At 29.6% G+C, this 21,895-nt stretch carries 24 protein-coding genes; 21 read left to right on the forward strand and 3 right to left on the reverse strand.

What is annotated here, in order from left to right; all coding sequences use genetic code 11:
* Window positions 1-166: 166 nt before the first annotated feature.
* The 11 genes from def to spoVM all read left to right on the forward strand — a co-directional run bounded on the left by def (window position 167) and on the right by spoVM (window position 9,944).
* Window positions 167-610 carry a peptide deformylase gene (gene def, locus Q1K13_RS00020; RefSeq protein WP_300346353.1) on the forward strand — a complete coding sequence of 148 codons (444 nt, stop codon included), beginning with the start codon at window positions 167-169 and terminating at the stop codon, window positions 608-610.
* Window positions 611-629: 19 nt separating this feature from the next.
* A complete protein-coding gene (gene fmt / locus Q1K13_RS00025; protein ID WP_300346355.1) occupies window positions 630-1,559 on the forward strand; it encodes a methionyl-tRNA formyltransferase in 930 nt (309 codons plus the stop codon).
* 18 nt (window positions 1,560-1,577) lie between these two features.
* Window positions 1,578-2,276 carry a zinc metallopeptidase gene (locus Q1K13_RS00030; protein ID WP_300346358.1) on the forward strand — a complete coding sequence of 233 codons (699 nt, stop codon included), beginning with the start codon at window positions 1,578-1,580 and terminating at the stop codon, window positions 2,274-2,276.
* Between the two features lie 10 nt (window positions 2,277-2,286).
* Window positions 2,287-3,612, forward strand: a complete 1,326-nt coding sequence (gene rsmB / locus Q1K13_RS00035; RefSeq protein ID WP_300346360.1) for a 16S rRNA (cytosine(967)-C(5))-methyltransferase RsmB — start codon at window positions 2,287-2,289, stop codon at window positions 3,610-3,612.
* A gap of 38 nt (window positions 3,613-3,650) precedes the next feature.
* Window positions 3,651-4,694: a dual-specificity RNA methyltransferase RlmN gene (rlmN, locus tag Q1K13_RS00040; protein ID WP_300346363.1), complete on the forward strand. Its 1,044-nt coding sequence runs from the start codon at window positions 3,651-3,653 to the stop codon at window positions 4,692-4,694.
* Between the two features lie 11 nt (window positions 4,695-4,705).
* Entirely contained in the window at window positions 4,706-5,425 is a 720-nt protein-coding gene (locus Q1K13_RS00045; protein WP_300346365.1) for a Stp1/IreP family PP2C-type Ser/Thr phosphatase, read from the forward strand.
* A 1-nt stretch (window position 5,426) separates the two neighbouring features.
* Complete coding sequence (pknB, locus tag Q1K13_RS00050) at window positions 5,427-7,547, forward strand: Stk1 family PASTA domain-containing Ser/Thr kinase (protein ID WP_300346367.1); 2,121 nt, start codon at window positions 5,427-5,429, stop codon at window positions 7,545-7,547.
* 101 nt (window positions 7,548-7,648) lie between these two features.
* Window positions 7,649-8,512 carry a ribosome small subunit-dependent GTPase A gene (gene rsgA / locus Q1K13_RS00055; RefSeq protein WP_300346369.1) on the forward strand — a complete coding sequence of 288 codons (864 nt, stop codon included), beginning with the start codon at window positions 7,649-7,651 and terminating at the stop codon, window positions 8,510-8,512.
* Window positions 8,512-9,165, forward strand: coding sequence for a ribulose-phosphate 3-epimerase (gene rpe, locus Q1K13_RS00060; protein ID WP_300346372.1), 654 nt, complete (start codon window positions 8,512-8,514; stop codon window positions 9,163-9,165). The genes rsgA and rpe overlap by 1 nt, the downstream gene beginning before the upstream one ends.
* 1 nt (window position 9,166) lies before the next feature.
* On the forward strand, window positions 9,167-9,796 hold the full coding sequence (locus tag Q1K13_RS00065; RefSeq protein WP_300346374.1) for a thiamine diphosphokinase: 630 nt from the start codon (window positions 9,167-9,169) through the stop codon (window positions 9,794-9,796).
* Between the two features lie 73 nt (window positions 9,797-9,869).
* Entirely contained in the window at window positions 9,870-9,944 is a 75-nt protein-coding gene (gene spoVM / locus Q1K13_RS13020) for a stage V sporulation protein SpoVM (RefSeq protein ID WP_366522597.1), read from the forward strand.
* 93 nt (window positions 9,945-10,037) lie between these two features.
* Here spoVM and rpmB read toward each other — a convergent pair whose 3' ends face one another.
* Window positions 10,038-10,229, reverse strand: coding sequence for a 50S ribosomal protein L28 (rpmB, locus tag Q1K13_RS00070; protein ID WP_300346376.1), 192 nt, complete (start codon window positions 10,227-10,229; stop codon window positions 10,038-10,040).
* Window positions 10,230-10,423: 194 nt separating this feature from the next.
* On the opposite strand from rpmB, the gene Q1K13_RS00075 reads away from it, so the two are divergent.
* The 6 genes from Q1K13_RS00075 to Q1K13_RS00100 all read left to right on the forward strand — a co-directional run bounded on the left by Q1K13_RS00075 (window position 10,424) and on the right by Q1K13_RS00100 (window position 16,230).
* The gene (locus Q1K13_RS00075; RefSeq protein WP_300346378.1) at window positions 10,424-10,771 is read left to right on the forward strand and encodes an Asp23/Gls24 family envelope stress response protein; all 348 of its coding nucleotides are present in this window, start codon (window positions 10,424-10,426) and stop codon (window positions 10,769-10,771) included.
* Window positions 10,772-10,784: 13 nt separating this feature from the next.
* Window positions 10,785-12,431 carry a DAK2 domain-containing protein gene (locus tag Q1K13_RS00080; RefSeq protein ID WP_300346380.1) on the forward strand — a complete coding sequence of 549 codons (1,647 nt, stop codon included), beginning with the start codon at window positions 10,785-10,787 and terminating at the stop codon, window positions 12,429-12,431.
* 111 nt (window positions 12,432-12,542) lie between these two features.
* Window positions 12,543-14,576, forward strand: coding sequence for an ATP-dependent DNA helicase RecG (gene recG / locus Q1K13_RS00085; protein ID WP_300346399.1), 2,034 nt, complete (start codon window positions 12,543-12,545; stop codon window positions 14,574-14,576).
* Between the two features lie 64 nt (window positions 14,577-14,640).
* Window positions 14,641-15,198, forward strand: coding sequence for a 16S rRNA (guanine(966)-N(2))-methyltransferase RsmD (rsmD, locus tag Q1K13_RS00090; protein ID WP_300346382.1), 558 nt, complete (start codon window positions 14,641-14,643; stop codon window positions 15,196-15,198).
* Between the two features lies 1 nt (window position 15,199).
* The gene (gene coaD, locus Q1K13_RS00095; RefSeq protein ID WP_300346384.1) at window positions 15,200-15,694 is read left to right on the forward strand and encodes a pantetheine-phosphate adenylyltransferase; all 495 of its coding nucleotides are present in this window, start codon (window positions 15,200-15,202) and stop codon (window positions 15,692-15,694) included.
* 2 nt (window positions 15,695-15,696) lie between these two features.
* Entirely contained in the window at window positions 15,697-16,230 is a 534-nt protein-coding gene (locus Q1K13_RS00100; RefSeq protein WP_300346386.1) for an ATPase, read from the forward strand.
* Here the strand turns inward: Q1K13_RS00100 and ylbJ are convergent.
* Together ylbJ and Q1K13_RS00110 are read right to left on the reverse strand one after the other, a co-directional pair.
* On the reverse strand, window positions 16,216-17,379 hold the full coding sequence (gene ylbJ / locus Q1K13_RS00105; RefSeq protein ID WP_300346388.1) for a sporulation integral membrane protein YlbJ: 1,164 nt from the start codon (window positions 17,377-17,379) through the stop codon (window positions 16,216-16,218). The genes Q1K13_RS00100 and ylbJ overlap by 15 nt on opposite strands.
* Window positions 17,380-17,447: 68 nt before the next feature.
* The gene (locus Q1K13_RS00110) at window positions 17,448-18,653 is read right to left on the reverse strand and encodes a nucleotidyltransferase (RefSeq protein WP_300346390.1); all 1,206 of its coding nucleotides are present in this window, start codon (window positions 18,651-18,653) and stop codon (window positions 17,448-17,450) included.
* 225 nt (window positions 18,654-18,878) lie between these two features.
* On the opposite strand from Q1K13_RS00110, the gene pta reads away from it, so the two are divergent.
* From pta to rpmF, 4 genes are all read left to right on the forward strand, one after another.
* Window positions 18,879-19,880 (forward strand): phosphate acetyltransferase, encoded by a 1,002-nt coding sequence (gene pta, locus Q1K13_RS00115; protein ID WP_300346392.1) that lies wholly within the window; start codon window positions 18,879-18,881, stop codon window positions 19,878-19,880.
* Window positions 19,881-19,974: 94 nt separating this feature from the next.
* Window positions 19,975-21,171, forward strand: coding sequence for an acetate/propionate family kinase (locus Q1K13_RS00120; RefSeq protein ID WP_300346395.1), 1,197 nt, complete (start codon window positions 19,975-19,977; stop codon window positions 21,169-21,171).
* A 50-nt stretch (window positions 21,172-21,221) separates the two neighbouring features.
* A complete protein-coding gene (locus Q1K13_RS00125; RefSeq protein ID WP_300346397.1) occupies window positions 21,222-21,788 on the forward strand; it encodes a YceD family protein in 567 nt (188 codons plus the stop codon).
* Window positions 21,789-21,803: 15 nt separating this feature from the next.
* Window positions 21,804-21,895, forward strand: a 92-nt coding sequence (rpmF, locus tag Q1K13_RS00130) for a 50S ribosomal protein L32 (RefSeq protein ID WP_300346401.1), incomplete at its 3' end; no start/stop codon positions are given.

A 21,895-nucleotide genomic window follows, 5' to 3' on the forward strand; every position in this document is an offset into this window, starting at 1 on the left:
TAAAGAATATTTACAGGTGGCAAATATTGATTAAGGGAAATCTTGATACTAATGTGTGTCATAAAATAAAAAAAGGGGTTTATGAATTATCTAAAGATGTTTATAATGAGATTAAGATTGGTTTAGACATAAATCCTAATAGCTTGATGTAAGGGAGGAAACTATTTTGGCAATAAGAAACTTAAGATTCAATGATGATGAAATACTAAGAAAGAATTGTAGAGTGGTTGATTATATTAACCCTAGAATAAAAACTTTAATAAATGATATGATAGAAACTATGTATGATAATAATGGGGTTGGATTAGCAGCACCACAGGTTGGAATACTAAAGAAACTATTTGTTATTGATGTTATGGATGGAGAAGGTGCTAGAGTTTTCATAAATCCAGAAATATTAGAAATGAGTGGAGAGCAAACCGATGAAGAAGGTTGCTTAAGTTTACCAGGAAGACATAAACCTGTTAAGAGAGCAAACAAAATAAAGGTTAAAGCCTTAAATATTGAGGGTGAAGAGTTTGAGTTAGAGGCAGAAGGATTCTTAGCAAGAGCTATTCAACATGAAAATGATCATTTATATGGAGTACTTTTCATAGATCATGAAGTTTAAGACTTAGGAGGAATAAAGCGTGAAGATAGTATTTATGGGAACACCAGATTTTGCTGTTCCATCACTTAAAAGTTTAATAAAAGAATTTGGTGTTGAGGCAGTATTTACTCAGCCAGATAGACCAAAGGGAAGAGGAAAGAAGTTAGGTATGTCACCTGTTAAGGAGGTTGCTTTAGAGCATAACATACCAGTTTACCAACCTTTAAGAATAAAAAATGAACCAGAAACAATAGAAAAACTAAAAAATATGGAACCAGATTTCATAATAGTAGTTGCTTTTGGTCAAATATTACCTAAGGAAGTGTTAGATATTCCTAAGTTTGGATGTATAAACTTGCATGCTTCATTACTTCCAAAATTCAGGGGTGCAGCTCCTTTAAATTGGAGTATAATCAAAGGTGAAAAGGTAACAGGAAATACAACTATGCTTATGGATGTAGGTCTTGATACTGGTGATATGTTATTAAAGGATGAAGTTGAAATAACAGATACCATGACTGCAGGAGAATTACATGATATCTTAATGGAAAGAGGAGGAGATTTATTAGTTAAGACTATATATGGTATAGTTAATAATGAAATAACTCCAGAAAAGCAAAATGATGAAGAAACTTGTTATGCATCAATGCTTAATAAAGAAATAGCTAAGATAGATTGGAGTTTATCTGCTCAGGAAATTCATAACTTAGTTAGAGGATTAAATCCATGGCCTGTTGCATTAACTTCATATAATGATATAACTATGAAAGTTCATCAAACTCGTGTTGAAAAGGGTGATAGCAATAAAGAAGCAGGAACTATTTTATCAGTAGATAAAACTGGTATAAAAGTTTCGACAGGAAAAGATATATTAGTTATTGAAAAACTGCAATTTCCAAATAGTAAACAGCTATTTGTAGAGCAATTTATAAATGGAAATTCTTTGGAGATAGGAACTGTACTAAAATAATTTTAGAGGGTGAGTTAAATGTTTTATCCGTATTATGGTATTGATCCAACATATTTAATTCTTATACCAGCTATTTTAATATCTGCTTGGGCGCAGTTTAAAGTTTCAAGTACTTTTAATAAGTTCAGCGGGATAAGAAGTACAAATGGATATACTGGTGCACAGGTTGCTAGAATTCTTTTAAATGATGCAGGTCTTTGGAATGTTGAAATTCAACAAGTTCCAGGAAGATTAAGTGATCATTATGATCCTGTGGCTAAGGTTTTAAGATTATCATATGATGTATATGGAAGTACATCAGTAGCTTCTATAGGAGTAGCGGCTCATGAAGTAGGGCATGCTATACAAGATAAAGAATCTTATCAAGCCTTAATTTTTAGAAATAAAATAGTACCAGTTGTAAATTTTGCTTCAAGTTTATCATGGATAATATTCTTTGTTGGAATATTATTTAGTTATCCAACTTTAGTTAATATTGGTATAATATTATTTTCTTTAGTAGTATTATTCCAATTAATAACATTACCAGTAGAATTTAATGCTTCTTCAAGAGCTTTAAAACTTTTAGATGCTAGAGGCATACTTTATGAAAATGAGATTAAAGGAGCTAAAGAGGTGTTAAGTGCAGCGGCATTAACATATGTTGCAGCAACACTTATGGCTATATTACAATTAGTAAGACTTATAGCTATAAGCAATAGAAATTCAAATGATTAGAGGTTAGAGTATGAATGCAAGAAAAATAATAGTTGAAATATTAGATAATGTTTTATCAAATGGAGCATATTCAAATATAGAAATAAATAAACAATTCGCAATGAATGAAATAGATACTAAAGATAAAGGGTTAATAACAGAGGTTGTTTATGGAACTATAAAATACAAAAAGATGATAGATATAATTCTTTCAAATTTTGTAGCTGATATTGGTAAAATAGATGGAAGTATAATTAATATATTAAGAAGTGCAATATATCAGATGAAATTTTTAGATAGAGTACCTCCATATGCAATAGTTAATGAAGCTGTTAACTTAACAAAAGAGAAAGCTCCAAACCTAAGTAAGTTTGTAAATGGGGTTTTAAGAAACTATTTAAGAAATGAAAATAAAAACTTTAAGGTTGGATTAAGAAATAATGAAGCTTTATGCTATGATTTCTCCTTCGATAGATGGATGATAGAGATGTTCATAAAACAATATGGAAAAGAGGATGCTTTAAGAATACTTAGAGGATTAAATACTGTTCCATATGTAACAGTAAGAGTGAATGGTTTTAAAGCTGAGTATGATGAAGTTTACGAAAAACTTGAAGAAGAAGGATATGATATAGAAGAAGGTGCATTTTCACCTGATGCTATAATTATTAAAAAAGGTAGTGCAATAGAGAAAAACAAACTTTATCAAGAAGGATTAATCACAGTTCAAGATGAAAGTGCTATGTTAGTTGCTCCTTTATTTGATTTAGAGGGAAATGAAAAAGTTATGGATGTATGTAGTGCACCAGGAACTAAAGCAACTCATATTGCAGAATTAATGATGAATAATGGTAAAGTTGTAGCTTTTGATATACATGATCATAAGTTAGCTTTAATACAAGAAAATGTAGATAGACTTGGTTTAACTAATGTTGAGGTTGAATTAGGAGATGCTACAAAAATAAATTCTAAGTATATAAACTGGGCTGATAGAATATTATTAGATGTTCCATGTTCAGGGCTTGGAATTATAAGAAAGAAACCAGAAATAAAATGGAATAAGAAAAATAACGACTTAACAGAAGTTGTTAAGGTTCAAAAAGAAATATTAAAGAATGCTTGGAATTATTTAAGAGAGGGTGGAGAATTAGTTTACTCTACTTGTACATTAAATAAAAAAGAAAATGAAGAAGTTATAGATTGGTTCGCAGAAAGAAATTCAGATTGTGAAGTTGAGAAAGTATTCTTAGGTAAGGCTGATAATGTAATATATAATGAAAATGGAAGTGTTACAATTTTACCTAATAAATATATGGATGGATTCTTCATTGCTAAGCTTAAGAAAAAAACAAAATAAGTGAGCAAATGATAAATGAATATGGAAGGTGAGACTATATGAAGAACATCTTAGATTTTACATTAGAAGAGTTAAAAACTTGGATGAAAGATAATGGAGAGAGTGCTTTTAGAGCTAAGCAAACATTTGATTGGATATATAAAAAAGAAGTATTTGAATTTGAAAATATGAAAAATATATCAAAGTCTCTTATTAGCAAACTTTCAGAAAATTTTTATATAGGTATTCCAGAAGTAATAGATTCTTTATCATCTGGTGAAGATGGAACTAAAAAAATTCTTTTAGGACTAAGTGATGGAAACATAATTGAATGTGTTATTATGAGATATAAGTATGGTAATTCAATTTGTGTTTCCACACAAATTGGTTGTAGAATGGGATGTAAGTTCTGTGCATCAACACTAGAAGGAATGGTTAGAAATTTAACTCCTGGTGAAATATTATCAGAAGTATTAATTGGACAGAAACTATTAGGTGAAAGAATATCTAATATAGTATTAATGGGAAGTGGAGAGCCACTTGATAACTATGATAATGTTATGAAGTTTTTAGAACTTGTAAATGCTGACTATGGATTAAACATAGGTCAAAGGCATATAACGATATCAACTTGTGGACTTGTTCCTAAAATACGTGAAATGGCAGATAAGGAAATGCAGGTTACTCTAGCAATATCATTACATGCTGTTTCAGATGAAAAAAGAAGAACAATAATGCCAATAGCTAATAAGTATTCAATAAGTGAGATATTAGATGCTTGTAATTGTTATGTTGAAAAAACAGGTAGAAGAATAACTTTTGAGTATTCTCTAGTTAGTGGAGTAAATGATACTAAAGAGGATGCTAAGAGTTTGGGAAGATTATTAAAAGGAATGCTTTGTCATGTTAACTTAATTCCAGTAAATGAAATTAAGGAAAATGAATTTAAAAAATCAAGTAAAAAAGATATTGAAGCATTCCTAAATACTCTTAAATCTTATGGAGTAGAAGCTACTATAAGAAGAGAGATGGGTTCAGATATAAATGCTGCTTGTGGACAATTAAGAAGAAGTTATATAAAGTCAAAAGGGTTAGAGCTATAGGGGGAAATAGTATGTTAGGATTTTTAACAGACAAAGGTAATGTAAGAGAGTTAAATGAGGATTTTTTATCTTATAGCAAAGAAAATGAGTTTTCCATATATGTTGTGGGAGATGGAATGGGAGGACATAATGCTGGAGAAGTAGCTAGTAAGAGAGCTGTTGAAAGTATTATTTGTTTTATAAGAGAAAACTATGGGAATATGTCTTTAGATAATCTATTAGAAGAAGCTATATTATATGCTAATTCAAAAATATATAGTATGAGCCAAGAAAGCACTGGATTATCAGGAATGGGAACCACAATAACTGCTATATTAGAACTTAAGGATATAGTATATGTTGCAAATGTTGGCGATAGTGCTTGTTTTGGAATTAATGAAAATGGTATAAAAAAAATAACTAAAGATCATTCCTTAGTACAAGAACTTGTAGATAGTGGATGTATTACAGAGGGTGAAGCTAAAAATCACCCAAGAAAGAATATAATAACTAGGGCTATAGGTACAAATTCTAAAGTTGACGTTGATATATTTAAGTTAAGTAGAAATGAATATAAAGCATATTTACTTTGTACTGATGGATTAATAAATGACGTTGAAGAAGAAGAAATTTGGAAAGAAGTAATAAAATCTGAAGACTTTGATAAATCATGCAAGGAATTAGTTGAAATAGCTAAAGAAAGAGGAGGAAGAGATAATATTACCGTATTAGTTTTTGGAGGAGAGAAATAAGATGATAGGTAAAATCTTAGGGAATAGGTACGAGTTACTTGAGCGTGTAGGTGAAGGCGGAATGTCATTTGTCTATAAAGCTAAATGTAGAAAGTTAAATAGATTTGTAGCTGTTAAAATATTGAAAGATGAGTTTATAAATAACGAAGAGGTTGTTAAAAAATTCAAACAAGAAGCTACTGCGATTGCTAATTTATCTAATCCGAACGTTGTAAATGTATTGGATGTTGGAACACAGGATGATAAAAATTATATTGTTATGGAGTATATAGAAGGCAGAACTTTAAAGGATATTATTAACGAAAAAGGTGCATTACCTTATGAAGTTGCTATAAATATAGCAATAAAGGTGGGAAAGGCTTTAGAATGTGCTCATAAAAATGGTATTATACATAGAGATGTTAAACCCCAGAATATTTTAGTTACAGATGAAGGTGTTGTTAAAGTAACTGATTTTGGAATAGCTAAGTCTATGGATTCATCAACAATAGCTCATACTAATAGTGTTATGGGATCTGCACATTACTTTTCTCCAGAACAAGCTAAGGGAACTTATACTGATTATAGAACTGACTTATATTCATTAGGAATTGTTTTATATGAGATGGTAACAGGGGTTGTTCCTTTTAATGGTGATTCTCCTGTAACGGTTGCTGTTAAGCATATACAAGAGAAGGCAATACCTCCTAAAAATATAAATGTAAGTATTCCTAATAGCTTAAATGACTTGATATTAAAAGCAATGGAAAAAGATGCTGTTAATAGATATCAAACAGCTAGAGAAATGATAAATGATTTAGAAAAAATAAAAAATAATCCTGATATTGTAATATCATCAAAATCATCAGAAGAGGAAGAACAGTTTACTAGGGTAATGTCTCCGGTTAATATTTCAGATTTAAATGACATAAATCCTATTAATAAGTTTGAAGAAGATGATTATGAGGAAGATGAAGAAGATGATGATTATGAGGAAGAAGAAAAATCATCTTTTGGTAGAAAAGAAAAAAATCTAGAAGATCAAAATAGAAGAAATTTAAACCAAAGTAAAAATAGAAAGAAAAAAAACTCTATTCCATTAATAATAATAGGAACTATTTTGGTGATAGTAGTTGGAATATCTTTAGGATATTTAGGAATGAAAAAGTTTGCTGAAAATAGTAATAATATAAGCATTCCTAATGTAGTTGGTGCAAAAGCTGATGATGCTAAGGCTCAACTGGAATCTTTAGGACTTAAAGTTTTAGAAGTTACTGAAGAAAGTGATCAAGAAAAAGGATTAGTACTTAATATTAACCCATCACCATCAACAGAGGTTAAAAAAGGTAGCGAAGTTAAATTAACTATAAGTGGTGGAGTAAGCCAAGTTAAAGTTCCTAACTTTGAAGGAATGAATCTAGATTCTGTTAGAGATACATTAAGTACTATTGATTTAAAATTAGGTAATGTTACTTATGAATATAATAATAATGTTGCTAGAGGACAAGTAATTACTCAGAAACCATATGCTGATACAGAGGTTGAGAAGGATTCAAGTGTCAATGTTGTTATAAGTAAAGGGGCAGAAATAAAAGTTTCTAAGGTGCCAGAATTATCAGGAAGTACTTTAGATCAAGCTAAATCTAAATTAGAAAGCTTAAATTTTAAGGTTAATGTAGTTAAAGGTGATCCGGCTAAAAATGCTGAAGATGCAGGTAAGGTTTATAAACAAGATCCTGCACCAGGATATGAAGTTAAGGAAGGAACTACTGTCACAATAACTTATTACGGTGATTATGTTAAACCTAAGCATAATGCAAGTGAGTTAGTTGGAATGACTGTAAGTCAAGCGAAAGCTTGGGCTGAAAAAAATAAAATTACTTTAAATGGATTAAGTGAAAATGAAAATGATAAAATCAAATCAGTAAGTCAATCAGAGGTTGAAGAAGGTGGTTCAGTAAATGTTACTATAGAAGAAAAGCCAGTAGAACCAGAAACAAAACCAGAAACAAAACCAGAAACAAAACCAGAAGATAAAGATAAAAAAACTGAAAATAAAGATAAACAAAAAGAAGCTAAAGAAAACAAATCAACAGCTAGTAATTTTGTAATACAACCCGGAAATGGAAAGAAAAAAGCATAGTTTTTAAGAAGAAGCTTAAGGAATTAAACCTTAAGCTTCTTGCATTTTATATTAAAATTTGTTTATTATAAGAATATACAATAAAAAGATACGGAGGAAATATGGAAGGAATTATAATCAAAGGAATAGGTGGGTTCTATTATATTAAAACTGAAGAGGGGATTGTTGAGTGTAAGGCTAGAGGTAAATTTAGATATAACTCATTAAAACCTATGGTTGGAGATAGAGTTACTATAAAAGTTGAAAAAGGAAAAGGTGTAATAGAGGAAATTCATGAAAGAAGTTCAGAGCTTATAAGACCTACAGTTGCAAATGTAACACAAGCTTTTGTGGTATTTGCAATAAAAAATCCAGATATAAACTTAGATTTATTAAATAGATTTTTAACGCTTTGTGAATATAATGATATACATGCTGTTGTATGTCTTAACAAAGAGGATTTATGTACAGAAGAAGAGAAAGAGGAATTAAAGAGTATAATAAATGACATAGGATATGAGGTTCTATTTATAAATGCCAAGGAAGGAAAAGGATTTGATGACCTTAAGGAAAGATTAGAAAATAATATAACAGTTCTTTGTGGTCCGTCAGGTGCAGGAAAATCTACACTTTTAAATTCATTTATAGATAGAGAACATATGGAAACAGGTTCAGTAAGTGAAAAGATAGGTAGAGGAAAGCATACAACTAGACATAGTGAACTTATAGACGTAGATAATGGGTATTTAGTAGATACTCCAGGTTTTACTACTTTAGATGTAACTTTCATAGATAGAGAGTCTCTTAAATACTGCTTCCCAGAGTTTAATGATTATAACAACCTTTGTAAGTTTAATGGATGTAACCATTATAAAGAACCTAAATGTGCAGTAAAAGAGGCAGTAGAAGAGGGGAAAATAAACAAGCTAAGATATGAATTTTATATAAAAACATTAGAAGATATATTAAATAGGAGGGGTAATTAATGGTTAAAATAGCACCATCAATATTATCAGCAGATTTCAGCATTTTAGGAGAACAAGTTAAGAGAGTAGAAAAAGGAGGAGCAGAATTTTTACATATAGATGTTATGGATGGACACTTTGTACCAAATATAAGCTTTGGATTCCCTATAATGAAGGCTATAAGAGGAATTAGCAACTTAGTATTTGATGTTCATTTAATGATAGAGGAACCAGGAAAATATGTAGATGAGTTTATAAATTCAGGAGCAGATTTAATAACTATTCATTACGAAGCAGATAGACACATAGATAGAACAATAAACTATATAAAAAGTAAAGGATGTAAGGCAGGTATAGCTTTAAATCCAGGAACTCCAGTTTCAATGTTACAAAATTTAATACCTTCATTGGATATGGTATTAATTATGTCTGTTAATCCAGGTTTTGGAGGACAAAGTTTTATACCGTATAGTCTAGATAAAATAAGAGAAGTTAAGGAAATGGCTAAGGCTTATGGAAGAGAAGACTTACTAATCCAAGTTGATGGAGGAGTAGGTTCAAATAATATTAAAGAAATAGTAGAGGCTGGGGCTAATGTATTAGTTGCTGGATCAGCCATATTTAAAGAAGATAAAATAGAAGAAAATATAAAGTTTTTAAGAGAGGCTTTATAATATGAGAGCACTTATAATAGCTGGAGGACAAAAACCAAATAAAGAGTTATTAGAGAGTGAAGTCAAAAAGAGTGATGTTTTAATAGCTGCAGATAAGGGGGTTGAAACATTTATTATAAATGGAATGAAACCTGATTATGCATTAGGTGATTTTGACTCTATTGATGAAGAATTTAAGAAATATTTAAAAGATTTAAATGTAGAGAAATTTAATCCTGAAAAAGATAGCACTGATACTGAAATAGCTTTTGAGAAAGCTGTTGATTTAGGAGCAACAGAAATTGTGCTTTTAGGAGTTACTGGGACTAGGCTTGATCATGTTCTTGCAAATTTTGGACTTTTAAGATGTGCCTTAGAAAAAGGAATAGAGACATATATTATTGATAATAACAATAAAATTATGCTTAAGAATAAATCATGTAAATTAAAAAATGATTTTGGAGATTTCATATCATTTCAAGCTTTTGGAAATCCAGTTAACAATTTTTCTATAAAAAGTTCTAAATATCCTCTTTATAATCATAAACTTTTAATAGGAGATTCGTTATGTGTTTCTAATGAGTTTATTGATGAATATATGGAGATATCCTTTGATGAGGGAGAGGTTTTAGTTATATATTCAAGAGATTAAACACAGTTTAAGTTTCTTCTGCATAAAATACAAATATAATAATTTAAAAGGTAGGAGAGTGTTTATGAGAATAATGACTATTAAATTACCTAAATTCTTGGCTAAAATAGTTAGAGTGTTTAAAGGTAATAAAAAATCTAATACATAAGATGGAAAAAAATAAGGGGTAAGCATTGCTTATCCCTTATTTTTATGCAAAATAAAAATGCAGTCTAATAACTGCATTTTTGCCAAAGATTTCTTATATAGCTCTTTGAACTTTTCCAGATCTTAAGCATCTTGTACAAACGTGAACAGTTTTTGGTGTTCCCTTAACTATTGCTTTAACCTTTTTTATGTTAGGAGCCCAAGTTCTCTTTGATTGTCTATGAGAGTGGCTGTATTGTGTTCCAGCAACAACTCCTTTGTTACAAATCTCGCATCTTCTTGCCATTAAAAACACCTCCTTTAAAATGAAGATAAAATCTTCAATAGGACAGATAATATTCTATCATAAGATATAGGGATTATGCAAGTATAATATTAAAAATAAATCTTTAAATTTATGTTGACATATTATATAGTTCTTGAATAATCAATACATTTAATATAGAATATAGTATATGTAATAGTTGAGGAGGAATCGCTATGGTTGGATATTCAAATGAATATGGAAATGTATCTTACACTGATGATGTATTAGCAAAAATAGTTGGACTATCAACAATGGAGTGCTATGGAGTAGTTGGAATGGTTTCTAAAAGTGCTACAGAAGGACTTTGGGAATTAATGAGAATAGAAAATTTAACAAAAGGCGTAAAGATAGATAATAAAAGTAATAAGTTAACAATAGAAGTATTTGTTATGGTAGAGTATGGTACAAAAATATCTGTAATAGCAAACAATATAATTCAAAAAGTTAAGTATAATGTTGAAAATTATACTGGGCTTAAGGTATCTAGCATAACAGTAAATGTTCAAGCGGTTAGAGTCTAGGAGGTAAAATAGAATGAAATTTAATAAAATAAATGGGGAACACTTGTATTATATGATGAGTAATGCAGCAACTAAGTTAGAGTTACAAAGTGAATATGTAAACTCACTTAATGTTTTCCCAGTTCCAGATGGAGATACAGGAACAAATATGTCTATGACGTTTAGGGCTGCGGTTAAGGAAATAGAAGGAATGAATAGCACTAACATTGGAGATGTATCTAAGAAGTTAGCTAAGGGAGCACTTATGGGGGCTAGAGGTAATTCAGGAGTTATTCTTTCACAAATACTTAGAGGCATTTCAAAAGGTCTAGAAGGTAAAGAAGAAGTTGATGCAGGAGAATTTTCAAATGCTCTTTTAGAAGGAAGTAAGTCAGCTTACAAAGCTGTAATGAGACCAACTGAAGGAACGATACTTACAATAGTAAGAACAGCTGGAGAAGTCGCAGTAGCTTTAAAAGAAGAAGATATTACTGAACTAATGAGAGAAGTTTGTAAAGAAAGTAAGATAATGCTTGATAAAACACCAGAAATGTTACCAGCATTAAAGAAAGCTAAAGTTGTTGATTCAGGTGGAATGGGATTATTAATAATTCTTCAAGGAATGAAAGAAGCTTTAGAAAATGATTTAAAAGTAACTACAGAAAAACCTAAGGCCTCTACTAATAAAGTTTTAGAAACTAAAAGAAGCGAAGCTATGAGCGAGGCTGATATCAAGTTTGGATATTGTACTGAGTTCATAATCTTAGGTGATGCAACTAAGGCAGAAGATTTTAAAGCTAAGGTTATAGAAAAAGGTGATTCTTTAGTTGTTGTTGGATATGAGGATGTTATAAAGGTTCATATTCATACTAATAATCCAGGAAGTGTTCTTGAAGAGGCTGTTAAGTTTGGAGAACTTTCTAAGATTAAAATAGATAACATGAGAGAAGAACATAGAGAAATGCTTGAGGGTATGAGCGAAGAATATTCAAAAGCAGAAGAAAGTGCTGCAGTTAGTGAATTTAAAAAATATGCATTTATATCAGTAGCTATGGGTGAAGGTATGAAGAACATATTTAAAGATTTAGGAGTTGACTATGTTATAGAAGGTGGTCAAACTATGAATCCAAGTACTCAAGATATGATTGCAGCAATAGAGAAATTAAATGCTGAGCATATATTCATTTTACCTAATAATAAAAATATAATTATGGCAGCTAATCAAGCTGCTGAAATATCAGACAAGGATATAAGAGTTATACCTACAAAAACAATTCCTCAAGGAATTACTTGTATAACTATGTTTAATCCAGAGGCTGATGTTGAGGAAAATGTTGAAGAATTAAAAGAAGTTATGGAAATGGTTAAAACAACTTCTGTAACATATGCTGTTAGAGATACTGAAATTGATGGGAAAGAAATCAAAGAAGGAAATATCTTAGGATTAGTTGAAGGTAAGATAAAAGAAGTTGGAGAAGATCCATATAAAGTTGCTGAAGAATTAATAGATTCTTTAGTTGATGAAGATTCAGAGCTAATTACTATATTCTATGGTAAAGACTGTGATGAAGAGAAGGTTGATGCTTTAGTTGAAGCCTTAGAAGATAAGTATGAAGATTTAGATGTTCAATGTTACAACGGAGAACAACCACTATATTACTTCATAATGTCAGTTGAATAATAAGTTTTTTAAAATTAATAAGAATATATTCTTATTTGGGGTTATAGCTATAGTGAATATAGTTATAATCCCTTAATTTTTCATGTTTATAATAGGAGGGAGGAGAGTTTTATTAATATTTATGATGATATAGGATTTATAAAAGGTGTAGGACCTAAGTTAAAAGAAAAATTTAATAAGAGTGGAATATTCACAGTTTTAGATTTGCTTTTATATTTTCCAAGAGATTATGAGTTTTTAAATGGGGAAGTGGATTTTAAGAACAATAGCAAAGATGAGAAGGCTATATTAAAATGTAAGGTTCAAAGTTATGGAACTTCTATGAGAACTAGAAATGGAAAAATATTAACTTCAATAAATTTTACGTATAATAACTTGAAAGTTGTAGGTAAATGGTTTAATCAACCTTATATAAAAAAGAATTTTGCATTGGGAAAAGAATATAATCTTATGGGTAAATTTAAAAAGGTTGGAAATAATTTAGAAGTTATAAATCCTCTTATTCCTTGTAAGGAAGCAAATAAGAGTGAGATATTACCTATATATCCATTGAAAAATGATTTAACAAATAAGATAATAGTTAAAGTTATAAATGAGATATTAAAAAATATGATTATTAAAGAAAATCTTCCTAAAAATATTGTTGAGAAATATAGATTAACATCTTTAGATAAAGCTATAAGAAGTATTCACTTTCCAGAAGGAAGAGAAGAATTACAAAGGGCTATAAATAGATTGAAATTTCAAGAGTTATTTACTTACTCATTAAAGGTTATTATGATGAAAGCGCATATAAAGAAAGAAAATAGTGGTATAGAATTTAAGATGAGTCCTCTTCTTAAGGATTTAAAAGAGTCTCTTCCTTATACACTCACTAATGCGCAATCTAGAACTCTTAGAGAAATATTGAGAGATCAAAAAAGAAATGTAGCAATGAATAGACTTGTTCAAGGAGATGTTGGATCAGGAAAAACCTTAGTTGCTTTAGTATCAATGTTTAATGTTTATATGAATGGATATCAAACAGTTTTAATGGCTCCAACAGAAATACTAGCAAATCAGCATTATGAAGAGGCTAAAAAACATTTAGGTAAGTTTTCTGTTGATATAGAGCTTTTAACAGGAAGTACAAAAGAAAAAGAAAAGAGAAGAATAAAGGAAAAGATAGCTAGTGGAAAAGAAATTATGTTAATAGGAACACATGCACTTATACAAGATGATGTGGAACTTAATAACTTAGGTTTGGTTGTAACAGATGAACAACATAGATTTGGAGTTGAGCAGAGAAGTAAACTTATAAATAAAAATAAGCGTTCAGATGTTTTAGTTATGACTGCAACACCAATTCCAAGAACACTTTCACTTTATCTTTATAGTGATTTAGATATTTCTATAATTGATGAGCTTCCACCAGGAAGAAAACCTATAGACACTATTTTGATTGATATGAATCAAAGAATGAAAGCTTATAATTTTGCATTAAAGGAAGTTCAAAAGGGAAGACAGTTTTATATAGTATCCCCATTAATAGAGGAAAATGAAAATCTTAAATTAAATTCTGTAGAGAAGATATATGAAGAACTTAAAAATGGTATTTTTAGAGATGTTAATATAGAAATATTACATGGAAAAATGAGTGGAAAAGATAAAGAAGAGATAATAAATAACTTTAAAAAAGGGGAAATAAAAGGTATAATATCTACAACAGTTATAGAAGTTGGGGTTAATGTACCAAATGCTACGATTATGATTATAGAGAATGCAGAAAGATTTGGGCTAGCACAGCTTCATCAACTTAGAGGAAGAGTAGGAAGAGGAGAACATAAATCTTCTTGCATATTAATTGCAAATACTAAAAATGAAATTACTAGAAGAAGAATGGAAATAATGACAGAGAGTTCTGATGGATTTTATATAGCGGAGGAAGATTTAAAGCTTAGAGGTTCAGGTGAAGTATTTGGAATGAGACAGCATGGGGATGAGGGCTTTATATTGGCTAATGTAGCTCATGATATTAAAATACTAAAGTGTGCAAATAAAGAGGCTAAGTTTATAGTTAATAACATAAATAAAGAAAATGAAAAACTTTGCCAAGAAATAATGAGAGGTATAGAGAGAAATAGTAAATATATTTGTTTTAATTAGTAAATTGTTCAAAAACTACTAATGTGATAAAATAATTAAGGAAAATCAAAGGAGGATATTTAAAATGAGAATAATAGCAGGAAAAGCAAAAGGGAGAAAAATTTTATCTCCACCAACATATGAAACAAGACCAACATTAGATAGAGTGAAAGAATCAATTTTTAGTATGATTCAATGGGATATTCCAGAAGCAGTCACTATAGATGTATTTGCTGGAACAGGAAGTTTAGGATTAGAAGCTGCAAGTAGAGGAGCATCAGAATGCTATCTAGTTGATAAGAGTCCAGTAACATTCCCTGTTCTAAAGAAAAATATTGAAAATCTAGGATTCGGAGATTTTTGTCATGCTTTAAATACAGATGCTTATTCTGCTCTTAGAAGTTTAGCCTCAAGAGGAAAAGTATTTGATTTAATATTTATAGATCCTCCATATATGAAAAATCTTATTCCAGAAGCTATGCAAATAGTTGACGAAAAGAATTTGCTTCAAGAAGATGGATTAATAGTTACTAAAATAGATTCTGCAGAAGAAATATTTGAAGGAACTGAAAATATAAAACTTACTAGAGTTAAAAAATATGGTAATACAACAGTTTGTCTTTATAGAATAAAGGAGGACTAAAATGAGAATAGGGGTTTATCCTGGAAGTTTTGACCCTATTACTAAAGGACACTTAGACCTTATTGAAAGAGCAGCAAGTAAATTTGATAAGGTCATAGTGGCTGTTCTTATAAACATAAATAAAAAAGGTATGTTTTCTATAGAAGAAAGGGTTAATCTTATAGAAAAGTGTGTTGCAAAACATGATAATGTAGAAGTTAAAAGTTTTAAAGGTCTTTTAATTGATTTTATGAGAGAAGAGAAAGCAGATGTAATAATAAAAGGACTAAGGTCTGTTACTGACTTTGAATATGAGTTTCAGATGGCACTTATGAATAGAGAACTATCAAATGAGGTTGAAACAATGTTTATGGTTACTAGTCCAAGTTATTCATATATTAGTTCATCTGCAATAAAGCAAGTTGCATCTTTCAAGGGAGAGGTTAAAAACTTTGTTCCCAAAGAGATAGTTGAAGACTTAGAAGAAAGGATTAAATTATTGAGAATGGAGGAGTAATTATGAATAGAGATTCAGGAGTTATGGATCTTTTAGATTATTTAAGATCAAATATAGAAAATGCTTCAAAGGTACCTATAACTGGAAAGGTTGTTGTTGATAGGAAAGAGGTTCTTGAACTTATAGATGAAATAACTAATTGCCTTCCAGACGAAATAAAAAAAGCACAGTGGGTTTTAAGTGAGAAAGAAAGAATATTAGCTGAAGCTAGAAAAGAAAATGAAAGTGTAAAACAAGAAACTTATGATATGATGCAAAAAAGAATAGATAATCATAACATAGTCAAGGAAGCAGAATTAAGAGCCCAGGAAATCATAGCTAATGCACAAAGACAAGCAAAAACTATAAGACTAGGCTCAAGGGAATATGCTGATGAAGTTTTATCTCAACTTGAAAATGAAATAGCAAATAAAAGAGAAATATTCTTAGATCATATGAAGAATAATATGGAAAAGTTTGCTATGGGATTTACTGAAGATTTAGATAAAACAACTTATGAAATTAGAAGTAATATTAAGGAATTAAGAGGCGAATAATAGTTTGTATATTAATGCTAATAATAAAGTGATTCCTATAATTAGTAATAATGGAGAAATACTTATAAAGAAACTGCCTTCTATAAGAAAAACAGGTATATTATTTTTAAATATTAAGTAAGTAAAAAACATTATTACAAAAGCGATTATTCCTTGCAATACTTTATAAAGAAAGTATTTTGTTAAAGAAATATTTTCTTTGTAAAAGAATGAATATGTCTGAGTAATTATGGATAAACCTCCAAAGGAACTTAAGAAAGCTATCAAGCAAAGTTTAGTGATTGTTTGAAGGTTACTTGAAGTAATTATATTACAACCATTTGTAACTTCTATACTACCTAGAAATAGCCCATTAAAAATATCTGAAGGAATATTTAACAATAAACATAAATCAGACAGTATGCCTGTATCTAGGAATATTGTTTTAGTCATGCTTATCATAACTGAAAAAATAATTACGTAACCACATAGAACAAGGATGTTTAAAGTTGCATCTTCTATTGATTTTTTTATAATCTCTCCAATATTTGAAGATGGGTTTGAATTTGTGGTTTCCTTATTAGGAAGAGGGCTAGACATATGCTCTCTTTTTTTATTTTTAGTTAGGATTCCTATAACTACTGTAGAAAGATAGCTAGGTATTAAAAGAAGATATCCTAAGGTTGAATTATTTAACATAGCTGTTCCTACAGCACCAATTAAAAATAATGGACCAATATTTGAGGCTATATTAATAAGTCTAGAAAATTCATGCTTGTTTATAAGTCCTTTCTTATATAAATCTGTAGAGTATTTAGCACCTAAAGGATAACCACATAGAAAGCTCGCTATTATTGCAAAACTACAGGGATTACTCAAACCTAAAGGCTTACAAATTATTGGGCCTAATAATTTAGAATATAGTTTTATTCCATCTAAATTTATTATCATATTACATATAACCATAAATGGAAACATTGTTGGAAAAATAGAATTAACAAATAACTTAGCACCTGATAAAGAGGCTTCCATTGAAAGTCTAGGGTTAATACTAAAATATATTACAGTTAAACTAAGAAGAATAGATATAATAATGTTACTTTTTAGATTTAATAATTTAATTAATATTATAATTAGTACTATTATTAGTAAAAATAAAATACTATACATGGTTTCCTCCTTTAACGAAATCACATATAGTATTTATATTTTCTTAACTATAATAATATTATTGTTATCTAAAAAATAATAGGACTATTTAAGAAATCACTATTAATTTTTACCTTTTCATTTAAAAGACTATATATATTAGTAGCTTTTATATCAAAGTTTAGCATGGAATCAGGTTTAGTTTTTGATAATTTATTAACAATATTTATATTAGAATTATTCTTTATTTCCTTAATTATTTCTCTTCCTTTTTTGTTAAAACCTAGTATTCTAAGGTAGGTAGGAGGAGTCTTTCTTAATGATAGAATCTCTTCGTCTACACATAAAAGAACATGGCATAAAATTCTATTAAGTCTTGTATAAGAATAACGTTTGCTTTTACATAGATTTATAAGCTCATCTAAAGAATTTGCCTTTCCTATGTTTTGAATTATCTTATTATCTATTCCCTCAGAAGCTTCAGGAATATTTCTTAGTATAGATGGATTGCTTATAATTTTATATTTAATAAGTTCAAACATCTTATTTAAATCGCTAAATGAAGCACTTTTTAATATTTCAGAGGCGTATTTAGGCATGAACTCTAAGCTCTCCTCTATATTGGAAGAATAAATACTTTTTCTAATAGCTGATGCAGAAGCTATTTCGTTTTTTGAAAGTTCTTCATTATTGTAATCAGCACCATGTCTTTTAATGGTAAAAGGTTTTATTTTACTATTAAGTTTATAAAGGCTTTTACAATATTCAATAGCAAGTATATTATTAGAAGAATTTAATACTTTTTCTAGGTTATTAAGAGAGATTTTATTTTCACTTTCATTTAAATATTTAATTAAGGATTGACTTCTAGCTTTAGGAAAAGGAAGTCCTTCGCTTAGAAAATCTCTTAAATATTCTTTGAATTTAGGAGGTTCATTGACAATAATTTCACTAAGTTTTTTTATTAAATCTATATTCCCTGATTCTGAGCCAAAACATAGGTTATCCACAACATTTAATGAATTAAGTAAAGAAACAGCACCAAAAGAGAAAAATTCTGCTGAAGATGTTGCATAAATTGCAGGAAGTTCAACAACTAAATCAACACCAGCTTCCAATGCCATTTTTGTTCTAGTCCATTTATCTGTTAAGGCAGGCAGTCCTCTTTGTACAAAGTTTCCACTCATTACACAAATTACTCCATCACAATTTGTTATTTTTTTTGAATTTTTTAGGTGGAGTTCATGTCCTAAATGAAATGGATTATATTCGGTTATTATTCCAGTTATATTCATGTAAATCACCACTTTTTTTAGATTGATAAAATTATAATACATTAATAGCAAAAAATAATAAAGAAATTAAAAATATTTGAAAATTCAGATAATTTTTAATATAACAAAAAATACTGATACCGTTTTTTTTATTTGTTATATGTTGAAAAATATATTAGTATAGGAGTATAGTATTATATGTATATTATACGTAATATCTGCTTTGACTTGAAAGGAGAAATGAACATGGAACTTATGAAACAAATATGGGAAAGTGCTAAAAATAATACAAAAAAGATAGTACTTCCAGAAGGTGATGAGGAGAGAACACTTATTGCATCACAAAAAATAAAAGAAGAAGGACTTGCTGACATATACCTAGTAGGTTCAGAAAAAGTAATAAGAGAGAAAGCTGAAAAATTAGGAGTAAACTTAGATGGAATAAACGTAGTTGATCCTGAAACTTCAGATAATTTAGATAAGTACGTAAATGAATTTTACGAATTAAGAAAAGCTAAAGGTATGACACTAGAGAAAGCTGGGAAAATCGTAAGAGACCCTCTATACTTCGGAACAATGATGGTTAAAATGGATGATGCTGATGGTATGGTATCAGGTGCTGTTCATACTACAGGAGATCTTTTAAGACCAGGTCTTCAAATAATAAAAACTGCTCCAGGAGTATCAGTTGTATCAAGTTTCTTTATAATGATGGTACCAGGATCAAAATATGGTGAGAGTGGAATGTTATTATTCTCAGACTGTGCTGTTAATCCAAATCCAAATTCAGATCAACTAGCAGCCATAGCAATAGCTACTGCAGATACTGCAAAAAATCTTTGCAAAATGGATCCTAAAGTTGCAATGCTTTCTTTCTCAACCATGGGAAGTGCTGATCATGAGTTAGTAACTAAGGTTAGAGTTGCAACAGAGAAAGCTAAAGAATTAAGACCTGATTTAGATATAGATGGTGAATTACAATTAGATGCTGCTATCGTTGGAAAAGTTGCATCACAAAAAGCTCCAAATAGTAAAGTAGCAGGAAAAGCTAATGTTTTAGTATTCCCAGACCTACAAGCAGGAAACATAGGATACAAATTAGTTCAAAGATTTGCAAATGCAGAAGCTATTGGACCAGTTTGTCAAGGTTTTGCTAAACCGATAAACGACCTTTCAAGAGGATGTAGTTCAGAAGATATAGTTAACGTTGTTGCAATAACTGCTGTTCAAGCACAAGCAACTAAATAATTATATAAAAATTAAGTGATTAAAATTTATATAAATGGATAAAATCAATATGAATTAAGCTTAATAAGCTGAGTTTAACTAGGAGGATTTTGTAATGAACGTATTAGTTATAAACTGCGGAAGCTCATCATTAAAATATCAATTAATAGATATGAAAAATGAAGAAGCTTTAGCAACTGGATTAGTAGAAAGAATTGGATTAGAAGGTGCTAATTTAACTCAAAAAGTCGAGGGTAAAGATAAATATGAAATAGTAGAAACTATGAAAGATCATCAAGATGCAATAAAATTAGTTTTAGGTGCTCTTGTTGATGAAAAACATGGTGTTATAAAATCATTAGATGAAATAAATGCTATAGGACATAGAGTTGTTCATGGTGGGGAAAAATATTCAGCATCAGCTTTAGTTACTGATGAAGTAATGAAAGATTTAGAAGAATGTGCTAAATTAGCTCCACTTCACAATCCAGCAAACATAATAGGAATAAATGCTTGTAAAGTCTTAATGCCAACAGTTCCAATGGTAGTTGTATTTGATACAGCATTCCATCAAACAATGCCAGATAAAGCATTCATGTATGCTTTACCATATGAATTATATGAAAAAGAACATATAAGAAAATATGGATTCCACGGAACTTCACATAAATATGTTTCAGCTAAAGTTGCAGAAGCAATGGGTAAAAATATAGAAGATTTAAAAATAATAACTTGTCACTTAGGAAATGGGGCAAGTATAGCTGCTATACAAAATGGAGTATGTGTAGATACTACTATGGGATTCACTCCGCTTGAAGGATTAGTAATGGGTACTAGATGTGGAAGTATAGATCCAGCTGTAGTTACATATTTAATAGATGAATTAGGATATACTGCTCAAGAAGTAAATACATTAATGAACAAAAAATCAGGAATATTTGGAGTTTCAGGAGTAAGTAGTGATTTTAGAGATGTTGAAGCTGCTGCTGAAAAAGGAAGTAAACAAGCACAGGTTGCTTTAGATTTATTCAGAAATACAGTTAAAAAATATATAGGTTCATACATTGCAGAGATGAATGGATGCGATGTAGTAGTATTTACTGCAGGTGTTGGAGAAAACTCAATCATCGAAAGAGGAGCAATCTGTAGAAACTTAGAATTCTTAGGAATAGAGTTAGATGAAGAGAGAAACAACATAAGAGCTAAAGTTTCTGAGATAAGCAAAGAAGGTTCAAAAATTAAACTTTTCGTAGTTCCAACTAACGAAGAATTAATGATAGCAAAAGATACAGTAAGTATTGTAAGTAAATAATCATAAAATACTTGACTTTTAAATAGGTAATTAATATAATAGGATATGTGTTGTTCAGGAATGAGCGATGCATATCTTATATTAAGGAGCGTGAAAGTAGTTATATAACTACGAATATTATGAAATTAATATTTTCAGAATTATGCTCAAAAAGAGAAAGAAGAAAATCTTTAGATTTTGTTCTTGAAGATGTAAAAAGCTTTGAATTTGAAGGCGAAAATATGAAGGTTTTAAAGCCTCTACATTTTACTGGTGAAGTTATATCTAGTGAGTCTTTTATAGAGTTATTAGGTAATATTACTGGGGAACTTCAAATGAAATGTTCAAGATGCTTAACAAATTTCTCTTATGAAGTATCAATAGATATGGATGAGAAGTTTACAAATAATTCAAATCAAGAAGATGATTCTATTGCTTATGTAGAAGGTGACGAATTAGATGTTGCTGAAGCGGTAGTAGAAAACGTAATTTCAACCTTACCTATAAAAAGACTTTGCAGCATAGACTGTAAGGGGCTTTGTCAAAAGTGTGGTATTGATTTAAATAAAGAAACATGCCAATGTGACAATGAAGAAATTGACTTAAGAATGGCAAAGTTAATGGACTTGTTTAAGTAATAAGGAGGTGTAACAATGGGAAATCCAGCTAGAAAAACGTTCAGAGCAAAAAGAGATTCAAGAAGAGCTCAAACTTTCAAGGCAAGCTTACCAGGTATCGTAGAATG

Origin of the sequence: Clostridium sp., assembly GCF_029267215.1 — a bacterium.
Lineage (GTDB): Bacteria > Bacillota > Clostridia > Clostridiales > Clostridiaceae > Sarcina.